The following is a 14,190-nucleotide window of genomic DNA, read 5'->3' on the forward strand; positions in this document are numbered from 1 at the left end:
TGCCCTATGTACAGAAAAAGGCATTACCAGAAGCATGTCCCGTAAGGGAACGCCAGCTGATAATGCCCCAATAGAATGTTTTCATGCCTCTCTAAAGTGTGAAACATTCTACTTAAACAGTGAGCTTAGAAACTCTAATACCATTGTAATAGATATTGTCGAAAATTACATTGAAAACTATAATAAAGTTAGAATTCAACAAAAACTAGGCTACTTATCCCCTATAGAATATAGGGAATTAGCAGCCTAGAAAATAGTGTTTTTATTGAGCTCCCTTAGTAAGGGTGCAGTGCCATTCTACGGGGCTTTCTTTATATGGTAGTATTATAAATCCAAAATTCACTTCTTTTCTATCATCATAAATAAGACATAAAACAATAAGAGAACTGAAATACCTAATATAATAAAAAAGATTGATAATATAAAATTAAAACCATAAACTAAATCTCCAGCAACAATCAATACTGTTCCTAAAAATAAACAAGTAGAAAATATGTATGAGATTTTAGCTATATTTTCTAGATTTACTTTATCATGTTCTATAGAAGCAATAATATTTATATTTTTAGATATTGCAACGTATATAGAAAGGGTTAAAGAAATTACAAGTATACATATAACTAGTACAATATTAAACACTGTCTACCTCCATTTACTTGTTAGCTTTATTCTTTTTATAATCTTTGATTAAGTAAAATAAATGTGAAGCACCTAAGCAACAAAAAATGACTATAACTATATTAACAATTATACATATCATATTCGAATTAGGTAAATACGAAAACAATAACATAAATGGTATAAAGCATATAATTTCTAGTATTGTTATATTCTTAAAAATTTCTTTTAAGTTATTCAACATTGACCACCTCATTATGATAACCTAGTTAGACTTAATTTATATTTCCTTATTTTGTAAAAATAATACCATAAACACATAAGATGGTATATATTTTCTATATTAAAATATATACCATCGATTTTGTTAAGTGCTGACGCCTGAGGGAATAGTATGCGTGAGAGACTATAGGCTCGAACCATACCCTAGGCAAGCATGCACGAACAAAATCGAAGATTACTTTATAAACACATTATCTAAAATAGATTAAGAAATAGAAAAACCCTGTATAAGTTCTTACGACTAAGAACTTATACAGGGTTATTTTATCTATAAATATTGTCTTACACAGTTTAATTGGTATTATCCAATTGAACCTTCCATTTCGAATTTGATTAGTCGGTTCATTTCTACTGCGTATTCCATTGGTAATTCTTTTGTAAATGGTTCGATGAAGCCCATTACGATCATTTCAGTTGCTTCTTCTTCTGAAATACCGCGGCTCATTAGATAGAATAATTGTTCTTCAGATACTTTAGAAACTTTCGCTTCGTGTTCTAATGAAATGTTATCGTTCATGATTTCATTGTAAGGAATTGTATCTGATGTAGATTCGTTATCCATAATTAATGTGTCACATTCAATGTTTGAACGTGCGCCAGTTGCTTTACGTCCGAAGTGTACTTGACCACGGTAAACAACTTTACCACCATTTTTAGAAATTGATTTAGAAACAATTGTTGATGACGTATTAGGTGCTTTATGAATCATTTTTGCACCAGCATCTTGAACTTGTCCTTTACCTGCAAGTGCGATAGATAAAGTCATACCTCTAGCGCCTTCTTCAAGTAAGAAACAAGATGGGTATTTCATTGTTAATTTAGATCCTAAGTTACCATCAATCCATTCCATCGTACCATTTTCATATACGAAAGTACGTTTCGTAACTAAGTTATAAACATTGTTAGCCCAGTTTTGGATTGTTGTATAACGGCAGTATGCATCTTTCTTAACGATAATTTCAACTACAGCTGAGTGTAATGAATTAGTCGTATAAACAGGTGCTGTACAACCTTCTACATAGTGTACTGAAGAACCTTCATCAGCAATAATTAATGTTCTTTCAAATTGACCCATGTTTTCAGAGTTAATTCTGAAGTAAGCTTGAAGTGGTGTTTCTAATTTTACGCCTTTTGGTACGTAAATGAATGATCCACCAGACCAAACTGCTGAGTTTAATGCTGAGAATTTATTATCTGCAGCTGGAATAACACTTGCAAAATATTCTTTGAATAATTCTTCGTTTTCACGTAATGCTGAATCAGTGTCTTTGAAGATAATACCTTGTTCTTCTAAGTCTTGTTCCATGTTATGGTATACAACTTCTGATTCATATTGCGCAGATACACCTGCAAGATATTTTTGTTCTGCTTCAGGAATACCTAATTTATCGAAAGTATTTTTGATTTCTTCTGGTACTTCATCCCATGAACGCTCTGAACGTTCTGATGGTTTTACGTAGTATGTGATTTCATCAAAGTTTAACTCTGTTAAATCGCCACCCCACATTGGCATTGGCATTTTGTAAAATTGTTTTAATGATTTCAAACGAAAATCAAGCATCCATTGTGGTTCGTCTTTCATTTCAGATATTTTTTTAACGATTTCTTCTGTTAAACCTCTACCTGAACGGAAAATAGAAACGTCTTCATCATGGAAGCCATATTTATAATCTCCAACTTCTGGTGATTTTTTAGCCATTTTCTTCACTCCTCTTTTATAATAGCGTTCGCCCATTTTTCAAAAGTTACGCGTTATTTTGCTCTTTTGTTCCTTTTTCAAATGCTTTCCATGCTAAAGTAGCGCATTTGATTCTTGCTGGGAATTTAGATACACCTGATAGTGCTTCTATATCTCCCATTTCTTCTGTAATATCGTAGGATTCACCAAGCATCATGTTTGAGAATTCTTGACTCATTTCTAATGCTTCTTCGATTGTATGACCTTTAACTGCTTCAGTCATCATAGATGCGCTAGACATTGAAATAGAGCAACCTTCACCTTCAAACTTAGCATCTTTAATAACATTATCTTCTACATCTAATGTTAAGCGGATGCGATCTCCACATGTTGGATTGTTCATATCTATTGTTAGAGAGCCATCTTCAAGAACGCCTTTATTACGAGGGTTCTTATAGTGGTCCATAATGACAGAACGGTATAGTTGATCTAAATTGTTAAAATTCATAAGAGAAAAACTCCTTCGCGCCATTTAGTGCCTGAATGAGTTGGTCAACATCTTCAGTAGTATTATAAATATAGAAACTTGCTCTTGCTGTTGATGATTGGTTTAACCATTTCATTAATGGTTGTGCACAATGGTGACCTGCTCTTACAGCTACGCCTTCAGAATCTAATGCTGTTGCTAAATCATGTGGGTGAACACCTTCTACATTAAATGTAATTAATCCAGCTCTTTTATCAGGAGTAGGTCCATATATTTCAAGTCCATCAATTTTAGACATTTCATTGTAAGCATAATTCACAAGATCATACTCATATTGATGAATGTTATCTAAACCGATAGCATCAATATATTTAATCGCTTCAGCTAAAGCAATTGCTTCAGCAATAAGCGGTGTACCAGCTTCGAATTTCGTTGGTAAGTCTGTCCATGTTGCATCTTCTAATCCAACAAAATCAATCATATCTCCACCAAATTCGATTGGTTCCATCTTATCTAATAAATCACGTTTACCATATAAGACACCTATACCAGTAGGGCCTAACATTTTATGACCACTAAAGCTAAAGAAGTCTACATCTAAATCTTGAACATCCACTTTCATATGTGGTGCTGACTGTGCACCATCTACTGCAATAACAGCATTATGACGATGTGCGACTTCTGCAATATATTTAACATCATTGATTGTACCTAATACGTTAGACACATGAGCGACTGCGACAATTTTAGTTCGATCATTGATCGTACTTTCAATTGCTTCTCTTTCAAGTTCGCCACTTTCTGACATTGGAATAAATTTAAGTTTAGCACCTGTTCTTTTAGCAAGCTGTTGCCATGGCACGATATTCGCATGATGTTCCATTTGTGTGACAACAATTTCATCATCTTCAGAAACATTTGCATCACCGTAACTATGCGCCACTAAGTTGATCGCTGTTGTAGTTCCTCTTGTGAATACAACTTCTTCAAAATATTGTGCATTTATAAATCTTCTAACAGTTTCACGTGCTTTTTCATAAGCATCCGTAGCAAGTGTACCTAGTGTATGCACACCTCGGTGAACATTAGAGTTATAACGGTTGTAGTAATCTACAATGCTATCAGTGACTTGAGTAGGTGTTTGACTTGTGGCTGATGAATCTAAATACACGAGTCTACTACCGTTAACTTGTTGTTCTAATATCGGGAAATCTTTTATAATTTTTTCTACATTAAATGTTGATTCGGCCACATTATCAGACCTTTCTGTGCCTTTTTTATATTTGTGTTGTTACTTTTAATTCAATAACTTCACGTAATTGACGTTTAACGTCTTCGATTGGCAATGCAGATACAACTGGATCAAGGAAACCGTGAATAACTAAACGTTCTGCTTCTTCACGAGAAATACCTCTACTCATTAAGTAATAAAGTTGAGTTGGATCTACTCTACCTACTGAAGCTGCGTGCCCTGCTGTTACATCATCTTCATCAATTAATAAGATTGGGTTTGCATCTCCACGTGCTTTTTCAGATAACATAAGAACACGAGATTCTTGTTGAGCATCTGCTTTAGTACCACCGTGTTTGATGTATCCAATACCATTAAAGATTGAAGAAGAACTATCTTTCATAACACCATGTTTCAATATGTGACCATTAGATTCTTTACCATATTGAATGATTTGTGTTGTGAAGTTTTGTTTTTGTTCTCCACGACCAACTACGACTGTTTTTAAGTTACAGTTTGAACGGTCACCCATTAAATAAGTCGTGTTGTCATTAATTGTACTACCGTCATTCATTAAACCTAAAGCCCAATCAATTGTCGCATCAGCTGCTGCTGTACCACGACGGATAATGTGACCAGTAAAGCCTTTATCCATGAAATCAACTGTACCGTAAGTAATGTTTGAGTTTGCACCAGCAATTACTTCAGAAACGATGTTTAATTGACCTTCGTTTGAAGATACTGTAGATAAATAGTTTTCAACGTATGTTAATTCTGCACTTTCTTCAGTTACGATAATCGCATGGTTGAAGAAACTTGCATCGCTATCATCATGTAATACAACGTATTGAACAGGATTTTCTACAACAACATTTTTAGGTACGTATACAAATACACCACCGTTAACTAATGCTGCGTGTAAAGCTGTTAATCTATGTTCATCTACTTTAACTGCGTCTGTCATGAAGTATTTTTGTACTAAATCACTATTTTCAATTAAAGCTGTTTTTAAATCTTTAATTACAACGCCTTGTTCGACTAATTTTTCATCTACTTTAGTAAAAGCGGGTGTATTATTATGTTGAACAATTAAGTTTGTAGCATTTTCAGTATCGATAATTTTACGAACTGATTCTGGTAAATTGTCGATAGTATCAAATGTTTCACTTGTAACAGTATGTGTTTTGAATGAATCAAAATCCCATCTGTCAATTTTTGTTTTGTCTGGTTTAGGCATTTCTAATGTATCTAATTTTTGAAAACTTTCTTTTCTTAAATCAGTCATCCATTGCGGTTCATTTTGAGATGCTGAATAATTAACTAAGTCTTCAACGTTAATATTTAACTTTGTTTCAGTTGCCATTTATACTCCTCCTACTTGACTATCATGATCATATATTATTCAGCGTTAATTGTTTCGTCTTTAATGTTAAGTTCTTCTTTAATCCACTCGTAACCTTCTGCTTCAAGACGTTTTGCTAATTCTTCGCCACCTGATTTAACAACTCTACCTTGCATCATAACGTGTACAAAGTCAGGTGTAATATAGTTTAATAATCTTTGATAGTGAGTAATAATTAAACAACCAAAGTCTTCTCCACGCATTTTGTTAATACCTTTTGATACAACTTTTAATGCGTCGATATCTAAACCTGAGTCAATTTCATCTAAAATTGCAAATTTAGGTTCTAACATCATTAATTGAAGAATTTCGTTACGTTTCTTCTCACCGCCAGAGAAACCTTCGTTTAGGTATCTTTGAGCCATATCTTGGTCCATTTCTAATAGATCCATTTGTTTATCTAATTTCTTAATGAATTGCATTAAGTTAATTTCATCGCCTTCTTCACGTTTAGCGTTAATTGCAGAACGTAAGAAATCAGCATTTGTTACTCCAGAAATTTCTGATGGGTATTGCATAGCTAGGAATAAACCAGCTTGCGCACGCTCGTCAACTTCCATTTCTAATACATTTTCACCATCAAGAAGTACTTCACCTTGTGTTACTTCATAACTAGGATGGCCCATGATTGCAGATGATAAAGTTGATTTACCAGTACCGTTAGGTCCCATGATTGCGTGGATTTCACCTTGTTTAATAGTTAAATCTACACCTTTAAGAATTTTCTTACCTTCGATTTCTACGTGTAAATCTTTGATTTCTAATATTGATGCCATATTATTTTTCCCTCCAGAGAATTTATTCACATTTAAAAAAGATAACCCTACATTATCTTTTCTAGTTTATAATAATTTTAATGTAACGTCAAAGTTTGCTGTAAATCTTTACCCTTAATATTATAACGTAGTTACACGGGCAAATAAACATTTTCGCTTTATTTATATAGAAGAAACTGCTCATATAAACTATTTTTCTGAAATGTTTTTCAAATGATAATCATTTCAATTAATTCTCAATTTATAAATATTCTATTTCACCCTCTTCCGAATGCCTTTCTATCCAATATATACTATAATGATAATAAATAAATATGCAGTTTATGAAAGGAAAATTACATGAAACGCTATGAACAATTTGCATTCGTTATAAGTGCAATATGTGCATTTATACTTTTATTAAATTTAGTCAATGTTATTAATTTGAGTAGTCTTTTAAACACATTATTAACAGCTGCTACAATTGTTACAATCGCTACATTCAACGTTAGAAATTACAGATTTGTCGGTATCATTTTATATGCCATCGCCGTATTTATGCTCATCATTTATTTCTTTAACGGATATATTTAAGTATTGATTATTGCACGATATCTACCAGTCTTCGTGCAGCTTCCCCATATTTTCATCTCTACTAAAACAAAAAAGCAGTCGACTCTCCGTTTACAAAGGGAGATCAACTGCTTTTTCTTAAATATTATTCATAAACTCGGTATGTTTGACCCGAATGAATACCCTCTACACTTTTCAAGTATGCTTTAGCGGCTTTTTTAGCTGGGACTGCTTGATAACCTTTAAAGAAATCACCATAATCTTCGAGTGCTTCTTCAATTACATTTGGACTTACATTATTAATTCTTAAATCACGTTTTAATTCATATGCAGCTGATTTCACAAGTGCTTGAATACCACCACCAGCCATTGCTGATGAAACGCCACCTTTGATTGGTTCGTCCATAATAACACCAGTTGTTAATGTGAACTTCCACCATCATTAATATAATGTTGTCCGATCAGTACTAAGTTGATTTGTCCAAGTAATTTACTCGTAACAGCAACTTCATTTGATTCAGGTGTTAAGTCAGATAAATCATCAAAATTCGCTGCACCTGCAGTAGAAACAACTGCATCTACATTTTGAATTTGTTCAAACATTAATTTAATATCTTCTACATTTGACATATCCATTTGATAGTCACCTGAGTTACGTCCAACTTTCACAACTTCATGTCCGTTTGACGCAAGTTCTTCTGCCACTGCTGAACCAATAATACCATTAGCACCAACTAATATAATCTTCATAATTTACTACCTTTTCGATTAATTAAATAAATTTTATCTATAAATGAAAGCATACACAAACATAATGCCCAAAGATGAGTAATAATACAAAAAACATCTAACCATATGGCTAGATGTTTTTTAAATTTCTTATTTAGCTGCGATTACAGCTCCGTCGTATTTCTTGTTAATGAAGTCTTTAATTTCTTTAGATTGTAAGACTTTCATTAAAGCTTTAATTTGTTTGTCATCTTTATGACCTTTTTGAACTGCAATTAGGTTTGCGTATGGTGAATCTTTTCCTTCTACTGCAATTGAATCTTTAAGTGGATTTAATCCTTGTTCGATTGCAAAGTTAGAGTTGATGATTGTAGCGTCACCTTCATCTGCTTGATAAGATTTAGGTAAAAATTCTGCTGATTGTTTATTGTTGAATTTAATGTTTTTCTTGTTTTCTACGATGTCATCAAATGTTGCGTCAACTGGTTTAACACCGTCTTTGATTTTGATTAATCCTTCTTTAACGAAGAATGAGATGAATCTACCTTCTTCTGCTGGATTGTTTGATACATAAACTGTTGCATTTTTTGGTAAGTCAGATAATTTTTTATATTTCTTAGAGTAAACTGCCATTGGCTCTAAATGTACGTTACCTGCTGATTCAATTTTATATCCTTTTTCTTTTGATTCAGTTTTTAAGTATGGTGTATGTTGGAAGAAGTTTGCATCAAGTTCACCTTTGTCTAATAATTTGTTAGGTGTTGTGTAATCATTGATTGTCTTGATTTCTAAGTCATAACCTTCTTTTTTAAGAAGTGGTTTAGCTTCTTCTAAAATTTCAGCATGAGGTGCTGGTGATGCACCAATTTTAATTGTTTCGTTCTTTTCTTTCTTGTCGCCACTACCGCCACCACAAGCTACTAGCACGACTGCTAAAATCGAAATAAATAATAACCCAAATACTTTTTTCATTTAAAACACTCCTTAACGTTTATCAATTCTTTTTACAATTAAATCTCCAATAAATTGGATAACAAAAACAATAATTAAAATAAAGATTGTTGAAATTAAAATGACGTCATTTTGATTTCGTGTAAATCCAGTTAGGTAAGCTAAGTTACCTAAACCACCTGCACCAATTACACCGGCTATAGCAGTTGATCCAACTAAAGCAATAGCTGTAACTGTGATTCCCGATACTAAAGCAGGTAATGATTCTTTTATTAATACTTTTCGAACGACTGTCCAAGTAGTAGCACCCATTGAAACTGCCGCTTCAATAACACCTTTATCAATTTCTTTCATGCCGATTTCAACAAGTCGTGCATAAAATGGTGATGCACCAATAATCAATGCTGGTAAAGCGCCTTTAGGTCCACTAATTGTACCCAGTAAGATGTCCGTAAAAGGTAGTAATAATAATATTAAAATGATAAATGGAATGGCTCTAAATAAGTTCACGACAAATGAAACGATTGAATAGAACACACGTGAACTTTTCGATGTTCCTCTTGATGTTAAAAATAGTAAAGTTCCTAAGATTAGTCCAAATACTAAAGTAAATACTGTAGAAATAATCGTCATATATAACGTTTCATACAATGCTTCCCATACAGCATCCCATCGTACGTTAGGCATCGTGACCATTTCTGTAATGATATCTCCAAATGATTTATTCACCTACGTTCACCTCTACTTTCACGCCTAGATTATTCAATTCTTGCTTAATTGCTTCTTTAGAATAATCTCCTTGAGGTAAATGAACGATCATATGTCCAAATGTACCGTTTTGAGTTAATTTAACGTCACCTTCGATAACGTTAATATCGATATTATAAGTTTTTATAATTTTCGCTAATACTGGATCAGAACTTGTTCCACCAACGAAGTTTAATTTCCAAATTTCACCATTTGGTTGTTCTTTCTTAAAGTCTTGTAAAGTTCTTTGTAAATCATCTGCTTTAAGATCATCTTTAACAAATCGTTGTGTAACATAAGTTTGAGGGTTATTAAATACGTTAATAACTTCTCCCTCTTCAACAAACTTACCATTTTCCATGACTGCTACATGGTCACAAATTTTTCTAATGACATGCATTTCATGTGTAATCAGTATGATTGTTAAATCCAGTTCTTTATTAATATCTACTAACAAATCTAATATTTCATCAGTAGTTTGCGGATCGAGTGCACTTGTTGCTTCGTCACATAATAAGACATGTGGGTCATTTGCTAGTGCACGGGCAATACCTACTCTTTGTTTTTGCCCTCCTGATAGTTGTGAAGGATAGGCATTTTCGCGTCCTTCTAAACCAACTCTTTTGATGAGTGCTTTTGTTCTCTCATCAATCTCACTTTTAGATACACCAGCGATTTCTAATGGAAATGCGATGTTATCTTTAACTGTTCTAGACCAAAGTAAGTTGAAATGTTGGAAAATCATGCTTACTTTTTGTCTTTTTAATCTAAGGTCTTGTTTCGATAATTGTCCAATGTTTGCACCGTCAACAATTACCTCTCCCTCAGTAGGTGTTTCTAGGCCGTTAAACATACGTATAAGTGTGCTTTTACCTGCACCAGAAAATCCAATTACACCATATATACTTCCTTTATCTATTTTTAAGTCAACATGGTCAACAGCTGTTATGTCACCTTTTTTTGTTTTGAAAGTTTTAACAACTTTATTTAACTCGATCAAATCTGTTGCCTCCTAATCTCTAAATTAAAAACGCCTCACTCTTAAAATAAGAGAAAGGCGTCAAAAATTTGTCTTTCTCTCATCTCCAAAAGTTAACACTTTTTGTGAATTGGCACCATTTCATATTGATATGACGGTTGCCGGGCTTCAAAGGGCACATCCCTCCACCACTCTTGATAAGAGTTATTACGTATTTAATTAAATTCATACTATCATGATAAGTTTTTATCGTCAATAACTTTTTGAATATTCTCTAATATATACGGAACAGACTGAAAGGCATAGATTCGACGGATAACTTGATCTTTATGCATGATAAAAAGTACGGGTACTGACATGATTTCAAATTCTTTACAGAATTCTGGATAAAAATTTAAGTCACACTTATTAATAGGTAATTGTGACACATCGTTTGCAATATCTAACATGCGTTCTGATATTTTGCACGTTCCACATGTTGGCGTATATCCAAATAATAAATGGATATCTTTATCAAAATGCTTGTATATATCGTTCAATATTTCTGTGTGTTTCATGGTAACGATACTTCCCTTTCAATACAAAATCATTCTTAACTATAAATCCATGATAGTTTAACACATTCGCTAAATATTGTCTTGGACAGCGCGCTACTTCAGAAAATGTAGAATCAATATAAATATGCTGGCTTTCACTCACATATTTCTTAAACCATTTTCTAATTTTCTTACCTTCCTTATCTTGATCTACTAAGACATATACTTGAGAACCGTATATCTCTTCTAGTAGCTCATCCATTTTTTCGACACCCATCGTTCCATGGGTACAAATGATATGAACATGATCATTTAATACTTCTTCCACTCGTTTTTTATCAGAAATACCTTCTACGATTATAATCTTTTTAATCATCGCCATGAATATCACCTTCTACAAATGAGATAGTATTACTGTTCAGTTTCATGATAAATATTTTAAAAAAACTCCATGACACATCAGTATCGTGGAGTTTAATGTTATGTTATTCACCTATCATTTCGCTATAAGCGTCTGCATCTAATAATTCATCTAATTGAGCTTTATCAGATAGTTCAACTTTGACCATCCAAGCTTTATCATATGATGATTCATTAACAAACTCAGGGCTGTCTTCTAGTTCTTCGTTTACTTCAACGACTTTACCAGATAGTGGTGCATATAGTTCAGAAACTGTTTTAACAGATTCTACACTACCGAATGAATCTCCACTAGTTAATTCGTCACCTTCTTCTGGCAACTCAACAAAAACGATGTCCCCTAATTCTGATTGAGCAAAATCAGTAATACCGATTGTTACGATATCTCCATCTACTTTTACCCATTCATGTTCTTTTGAATATTTTAACTCACTAGGCACTGTCAAAGTAATCCCCTCCTATATGTAATTCAATTATAATCATGACATAAAGCCATTATTCAAGCAACTATTTTTATAACCAAGTTTGACGATATTCGTCTTCTTTAAATCCAAGTGTCACTTTATTTCCTAAAACGGCTAAAGGTCTTTTAATTAACATGCCATCAGATGCTAATAAATCAAACTTTTCATTGTCTGATAAATCATCCATTTTATCTTTTAATCCCAATTCGCGATATTTAGCGCCTCGAGTATTAAATAATTGATTAACATTGATGTCTGTCCCATCAATGATATCTTTTAATTCTTTAGCTGTTGGTGTTAATTGAGTAATATCAATCGGTTCAAAACTGGCACCGTTCATTTCTAAGAACTTTGCTGCTTTTTTACAAGTTGTACAATTAGGATATTGATAAAATTTTATCATGTCTTTACCTCCATATGTCTATTTAATTTCATTATAACAATATTAGTACAGAACATGTAGTAATGAGTTAAATATTTTTTTAAATATTAGAAATAAGATATACTTACCTTATAATCATTATTTCTAAGGAGCAGAATAAATATGAGAACAATAAGTCAATATGCTGAATTTGAAGAAATTACACAAAGCGATGAACCAGTTGTCGTTAAATTCTTCGCAGATTGGTGTCCAGATTGCACAAGAATGAATCAATGGATCGATCCAATCATCGATGAATACAATCAATACAATTGGTATCAAATCAATCGTGACCAAGTTCCAGAAGCAGCAACTGAAAATGATGTAATGGGAATCCCAAGTTTACTAGTATTTAAAAACAACGAAAAACTTGCACACTTACATTCAGCAAACGCAAAAACACCAGAAGATGTTAAAGCGTTCTTAGCTGAGAACTTAAAATAATCATATTAAAACCCACAATTGAGTATAAGAACTCAGTTGTGGGTTTTGTTATTACCATTCAGTGATTAATGATTTATTTTCTCTTTCGGCAGCTTTTACACTTGAGTCTTTTTCAGTTAAATATAAAAATCCACATACATCTTCATCATCCTGAGCGCCGACTGTTTTTCTAAATGATGGATTAAATATAAATGCGGGTGTTTTCCAACATGAACCCATTCCCTCGTCATGCATTAATAACATTAAATTCTGTACAAATGCGCCGATTGCCATTTGATTTTCAAGATTTTCTTTTTGTCTTGAGTCTCTTTTTGACAAGATGACAAACATGCCGCCAACTTTAGTCACTTTATTGATATATTTTTCTTGTTTAGCTGGATCGTTAACAAATGCTGATTGTGCAACTTCTTCTGCAAATTCAGGAATTTGTTTTTTATTGATATACACTAGTCTCCAAGGTTCTCTCATACCATGGTTTGGTGCGTATGTTGCTAAATCAACTAAAGAAAATACTTTTTCTTCGTCTATATACATATCATAATCATATTTTTTGACGCTTCTTCTTTCTTCAATCGCTTTCTTTAATTCCATTATTTACACTCCTAATTCATTGATAATTATTATCAATTGTATCATAAAATAAAGAAGCGAGATAGAAATCTAAAATTATCCTAAAGATTTCTACACTCGCTTCATCATTATTATGCTTAATACAGTGATTAATTTTGATATAAAGCTAACTGCTCTTTAATATCTTTAACATGAATTTGTCCTGGTGCCGCTTCTTTACCTACGAAACCATAAGTAAATTTAGATCCAAACATACCACCAGTTATTCTTGTCACCTTACCTAATTCACCCATAGATATACCAATTACATCAATATTTAACTTATGAAAAGCTCTATTCATAGCATTTAACATCGATAATAAATGACGTTCGTTCTGTGGCATCACAGCTAATTTACCAATATCTGCACCTAACTCTGCCATTTTCTCATATGTGACAAACATTTCTTCAACGTCAGGTGTTGATTTAAAGTCATGATGTGAAATAATAATTTTCACATCATTATGCTGAGCTTTCGTAATGCAGTTCATAAGATTATCTTCATACGTATCGAGTTGAATATCGACGTATTCAGCTTTCTTGTTACATATAATATCTTGCATGATTTTGTAATATGTTTCATGATCAAAGTCGCCATGACCACCTTGTCCTACTGAACGATAAGTGAACAGAATTGGCGCATCATGATATGCACTTTTAAATTTCTCTAATGTTTCATTAATGTTTTCAATTGAAGTGTTTTTTAAAGTATCTGCTCTAAATTCAACAATATCTATTGAATCCTTATGAGCATTGAGTTCTTGCACAGTTTTTTCAATATCATCTTGAGTTTCTAATGAAATCGTTGCAACGATATACGGAAACGCTTTCTTTTGTCCATCAGTCATAGTCATTCCTCCAATA

At 32.8% G+C, this 14,190-nt stretch carries 19 protein-coding genes, 1 pseudogene and 1 riboswitch; of the genes and pseudogenes, 3 read left to right on the forward strand and 17 right to left on the reverse strand.

Annotated features, from left to right (window positions below):
* On the forward strand, nucleotides 1-250 hold a 250-nt coding region (locus LQ611_RS09525; RefSeq protein WP_239709543.1), incomplete at its 5' end, for an integrase core domain-containing protein.
* Nucleotides 251-339: 89 nt separating this feature from the next.
* On the opposite strand, the gene LQ611_RS09530 is transcribed toward LQ611_RS09525, so the two are convergent.
* The 7 genes from LQ611_RS09530 to sufC form a co-directional block, all read right to left on the reverse strand.
* The gene (locus LQ611_RS09530) at nucleotides 340-639 is read right to left on the reverse strand and encodes a hypothetical protein (RefSeq protein ID WP_239709544.1); all 300 of its coding nucleotides are present in this window, start codon (nucleotides 637-639) and stop codon (nucleotides 340-342) included.
* Nucleotides 640-652: 13 nt separating this feature from the next.
* On the reverse strand, nucleotides 653-874 hold the full coding sequence (locus LQ611_RS09535) for a DUF6007 family protein (protein WP_311403224.1): 222 nt from the start codon (nucleotides 872-874) through the stop codon (nucleotides 653-655).
* A 327-nt stretch (nucleotides 875-1,201) separates the two neighbouring features.
* A complete protein-coding gene (sufB, locus tag LQ611_RS09540; protein WP_025904379.1) occupies nucleotides 1,202-2,599 on the reverse strand; it encodes a Fe-S cluster assembly protein SufB in 1,398 nt (465 codons plus the stop codon).
* Nucleotides 2,600-2,645: 46 nt separating this feature from the next.
* A complete protein-coding gene (gene sufU, locus LQ611_RS09545) occupies nucleotides 2,646-3,086 on the reverse strand; it encodes a Fe-S cluster assembly sulfur transfer protein SufU (RefSeq protein ID WP_025904378.1) in 441 nt (146 codons plus the stop codon).
* The gene (locus tag LQ611_RS09550) at nucleotides 3,076-4,317 is read right to left on the reverse strand and encodes a cysteine desulfurase (RefSeq protein ID WP_107596618.1); all 1,242 of its coding nucleotides are present in this window, start codon (nucleotides 4,315-4,317) and stop codon (nucleotides 3,076-3,078) included. Before LQ611_RS09550 ends, sufU begins: the two co-directional genes overlap by 11 nt.
* Nucleotides 4,318-4,342: 25 nt before the next feature.
* Nucleotides 4,343-5,659: a Fe-S cluster assembly protein SufD gene (gene sufD / locus LQ611_RS09555; protein WP_025904376.1), complete on the reverse strand. Its 1,317-nt coding sequence runs from the start codon at nucleotides 5,657-5,659 to the stop codon at nucleotides 4,343-4,345.
* 35 nt (nucleotides 5,660-5,694) lie between these two features.
* The gene (sufC, locus tag LQ611_RS09560; protein WP_025904375.1) at nucleotides 5,695-6,474 is read right to left on the reverse strand and encodes a Fe-S cluster assembly ATPase SufC; all 780 of its coding nucleotides are present in this window, start codon (nucleotides 6,472-6,474) and stop codon (nucleotides 5,695-5,697) included.
* 339 nt (nucleotides 6,475-6,813) lie between these two features.
* Here sufC and LQ611_RS09565 point away from each other — a divergent pair, with 339 nt between their 5' ends.
* The gene (locus tag LQ611_RS09565; protein WP_025904374.1) at nucleotides 6,814-7,047 is read left to right on the forward strand and encodes a hypothetical protein; all 234 of its coding nucleotides are present in this window, start codon (nucleotides 6,814-6,816) and stop codon (nucleotides 7,045-7,047) included.
* A gap of 124 nt (nucleotides 7,048-7,171) precedes the next feature.
* Here the strand turns inward: LQ611_RS09565 and LQ611_RS09570 are convergent.
* From LQ611_RS09570 to LQ611_RS09605, 8 genes and pseudogenes are all read right to left on the reverse strand, one after another.
* Nucleotides 7,172-7,776, reverse strand: a pseudogene (locus tag LQ611_RS09570) (short chain dehydrogenase).
* A gap of 129 nt (nucleotides 7,777-7,905) precedes the next feature.
* Nucleotides 7,906-8,727 (reverse strand): MetQ/NlpA family ABC transporter substrate-binding protein, encoded by an 822-nt coding sequence (locus LQ611_RS09575; RefSeq protein ID WP_107591110.1) that lies wholly within the window; start codon nucleotides 8,725-8,727, stop codon nucleotides 7,906-7,908.
* Nucleotides 8,728-8,739: 12 nt separating this feature from the next.
* Nucleotides 8,740-9,435, reverse strand: coding sequence for a methionine ABC transporter permease (locus LQ611_RS09580; RefSeq protein ID WP_025904371.1), 696 nt, complete (start codon nucleotides 9,433-9,435; stop codon nucleotides 8,740-8,742).
* On the reverse strand, nucleotides 9,428-10,453 hold the full coding sequence (locus LQ611_RS09585) for a methionine ABC transporter ATP-binding protein (protein ID WP_025904370.1): 1,026 nt from the start codon (nucleotides 10,451-10,453) through the stop codon (nucleotides 9,428-9,430). Before LQ611_RS09585 ends, LQ611_RS09580 begins: the two co-directional genes overlap by 8 nt.
* 76 nt (nucleotides 10,454-10,529) lie before the next feature.
* A riboswitch (SAM riboswitch) is annotated at nucleotides 10,530-10,636 on the reverse strand.
* A gap of 29 nt (nucleotides 10,637-10,665) precedes the next feature.
* The gene (locus tag LQ611_RS09590; protein WP_107565555.1) at nucleotides 10,666-10,989 is read right to left on the reverse strand and encodes a thioredoxin family protein; all 324 of its coding nucleotides are present in this window, start codon (nucleotides 10,987-10,989) and stop codon (nucleotides 10,666-10,668) included.
* Nucleotides 10,946-11,350 (reverse strand): toprim domain-containing protein, encoded by a 405-nt coding sequence (locus LQ611_RS09595; protein WP_107565556.1) that lies wholly within the window; start codon nucleotides 11,348-11,350, stop codon nucleotides 10,946-10,948. The genes LQ611_RS09590 and LQ611_RS09595 overlap by 44 nt, the downstream gene beginning before the upstream one ends.
* Nucleotides 11,351-11,453: 103 nt before the next feature.
* Nucleotides 11,454-11,834 carry a glycine cleavage system protein GcvH gene (gene gcvH, locus LQ611_RS09600; RefSeq protein WP_025904367.1) on the reverse strand — a complete coding sequence of 127 codons (381 nt, stop codon included), beginning with the start codon at nucleotides 11,832-11,834 and terminating at the stop codon, nucleotides 11,454-11,456.
* A 67-nt stretch (nucleotides 11,835-11,901) separates the two neighbouring features.
* On the reverse strand, nucleotides 11,902-12,255 hold the full coding sequence (locus LQ611_RS09605) for an arsenate reductase family protein (protein WP_025904366.1): 354 nt from the start codon (nucleotides 12,253-12,255) through the stop codon (nucleotides 11,902-11,904).
* Nucleotides 12,256-12,396: 141 nt separating this feature from the next.
* Between LQ611_RS09605 and LQ611_RS09610 the strand changes: the two genes are divergently transcribed.
* Nucleotides 12,397-12,717, forward strand: coding sequence for a thioredoxin family protein (locus LQ611_RS09610; RefSeq protein WP_037588811.1), 321 nt, complete (start codon nucleotides 12,397-12,399; stop codon nucleotides 12,715-12,717).
* Nucleotides 12,718-12,768: 51 nt separating this feature from the next.
* Here LQ611_RS09610 and LQ611_RS09615 read toward each other — a convergent pair whose 3' ends face one another.
* Both LQ611_RS09615 and aroD read right to left on the reverse strand, forming a co-directional pair.
* Nucleotides 12,769-13,308, reverse strand: a complete 540-nt coding sequence (locus LQ611_RS09615) for a nitroreductase family protein (RefSeq protein ID WP_107565557.1) — start codon at nucleotides 13,306-13,308, stop codon at nucleotides 12,769-12,771.
* Between the two features lie 128 nt (nucleotides 13,309-13,436).
* Nucleotides 13,437-14,174: a type I 3-dehydroquinate dehydratase gene (aroD, locus tag LQ611_RS09620; protein WP_107618051.1), complete on the reverse strand. Its 738-nt coding sequence runs from the start codon at nucleotides 14,172-14,174 to the stop codon at nucleotides 13,437-13,439.
* Between the last annotated feature and the right edge of the window lie 16 nt (nucleotides 14,175-14,190).

This window comes from Mammaliicoccus sp. L-M44 (assembly GCF_022386355.1).
Classification (GTDB): domain Bacteria; phylum Bacillota; class Bacilli; order Staphylococcales; family Staphylococcaceae; genus Mammaliicoccus; species Mammaliicoccus sciuri_A.

What these genes read in the sequence shown, in the direction of transcription:
- LQ611_RS09535 (WP_311403224.1), bottom strand. Translation starts at nt 874, where the DNA reads ATGAGGTGGTCAATGTTGAATAACTTAAAAGAAATTTTTAAGAATATA.
- sufB (WP_025904379.1), bottom strand. Translation starts at nt 2,599, where the DNA reads ATGGCTAAAAAATCACCAGAAGTTGGAGATTATAAATATGGCTTCCAT.
- sufU (WP_025904378.1), bottom strand. Translation starts at nt 3,086, where the DNA reads ATGAATTTTAACAATTTAGATCAACTATACCGTTCTGTCATTATGGAC.
- sufD (WP_025904376.1), bottom strand. Translation starts at nt 5,659, where the DNA reads ATGGCAACTGAAACAAAGTTAAATATTAACGTTGAAGACTTAGTTAAT.
- sufC (WP_025904375.1), bottom strand. Translation starts at nt 6,474, where the DNA reads ATGGCATCAATATTAGAAATCAAAGATTTACACGTAGAAATCGAAGGT.
- LQ611_RS09565 (WP_025904374.1), top strand. Translation starts at nt 6,814, where the DNA reads ATGAAACGCTATGAACAATTTGCATTCGTTATAAGTGCAATATGTGCA.
- LQ611_RS09575 (WP_107591110.1), bottom strand. Translation starts at nt 8,727, where the DNA reads ATGAAAAAAGTATTTGGGTTATTATTTATTTCGATTTTAGCAGTCGTG.
- LQ611_RS09590 (WP_107565555.1), bottom strand. Translation starts at nt 10,989, where the DNA reads ATGAAACACACAGAAATATTGAACGATATATACAAGCATTTTGATAAA.
- LQ611_RS09595 (WP_107565556.1), bottom strand. Translation starts at nt 11,350, where the DNA reads ATGGCGATGATTAAAAAGATTATAATCGTAGAAGGTATTTCTGATAAA.
- LQ611_RS09605 (WP_025904366.1), bottom strand. Translation starts at nt 12,255, where the DNA reads ATGATAAAATTTTATCAATATCCTAATTGTACAACTTGTAAAAAAGCA.
- LQ611_RS09610 (WP_037588811.1), top strand. Translation starts at nt 12,397, where the DNA reads ATGAGAACAATAAGTCAATATGCTGAATTTGAAGAAATTACACAAAGC.
- LQ611_RS09615 (WP_107565557.1), bottom strand. Translation starts at nt 13,308, where the DNA reads ATGGAATTAAAGAAAGCGATTGAAGAAAGAAGAAGCGTCAAAAAATAT.
- aroD (WP_107618051.1), bottom strand. Translation starts at nt 14,174, where the DNA reads ATGACTGATGGACAAAAGAAAGCGTTTCCGTATATCGTTGCAACGATT.